This is a genomic window from Streptomyces boluensis (genome assembly GCF_009908195.1).
Taxonomy (GTDB): Bacteria; Actinomycetota; Actinomycetes; order Streptomycetales; family Streptomycetaceae; genus Streptomyces; species Streptomyces boluensis.
Genome location: NZ_JAAAHS010000772.1, coordinates 1 through 677 on the forward strand (window position 1 = coordinate 1; position 677 = coordinate 677).

At 70.9% G+C, this 677-nt stretch carries 1 protein-coding gene; it reads right to left on the reverse strand.

The features are described from left to right. A partial coding sequence (locus GUY60_RS38025; protein ID WP_161706050.1) for a TetR/AcrR family transcriptional regulator occupies window positions 1–529 on the reverse strand: 529 nt, incomplete at its 3' end. Window positions 530–677: the final 148 nt, after the last annotated feature.

The following is a 677-nucleotide window of genomic DNA, read 5'->3' on the forward strand; positions in this document are numbered from 1 at the left end:
GGCCGGTGGCGGTCTGGGCGGCGGTGAGGCGGGGGGCCTCGACGCCCTCCTCGGCGACCCACATCACCTCGGGGGCCGACATGTCGAGGGCCGAGCCGAGGACGATGTTGTCCAGCCCTGTGATGATCGGCATGACCTCGTCCGCGGCGAAGCCCGCGTCCAGGAGCAGCCCGGCGACCCACTCGTACTGCTCGATGACGCGGGGCGCGCGGACCGGTGAGGTCATCAGGAGGGAGATCGCGCGCGGGTGGGCGGCGAAGGCGGCGCGGTAGGAGCGGGCCCAGCCCTCCAGGGCGGCGTCCCAGGGCCGCGCGTCGAGCAGGCTCGCGTCGAGGAGTTCGACGATGCGCTCACGCAGCAGCTCGACCACCCCAGCCCTGCCGTCCACATGGTGATACACCGACGCGGTCTGCACGCCGAGCCTGCGGGCGACCTCGGGGACGGTGAAGTCGCCCTTCTCGTCGACGAGTTCGAGTGCGGTCGCGCCGATGCGCGCCCGGTCGAGCAGGGCCTTCCGAGGCCGCCCCATGGTCATTCTCCCGTCGCGAGGTCTTCCCGAATGGTACGGCGGCCCTCTACATTGCCTAAACCGAAACGGTTTAGATTTACGCGCGGTTCCGCTGACGTCCCACCTCCGTACGCTCTCGGCCGCCGAAAAGCCCCGCCCCTCCCCACTC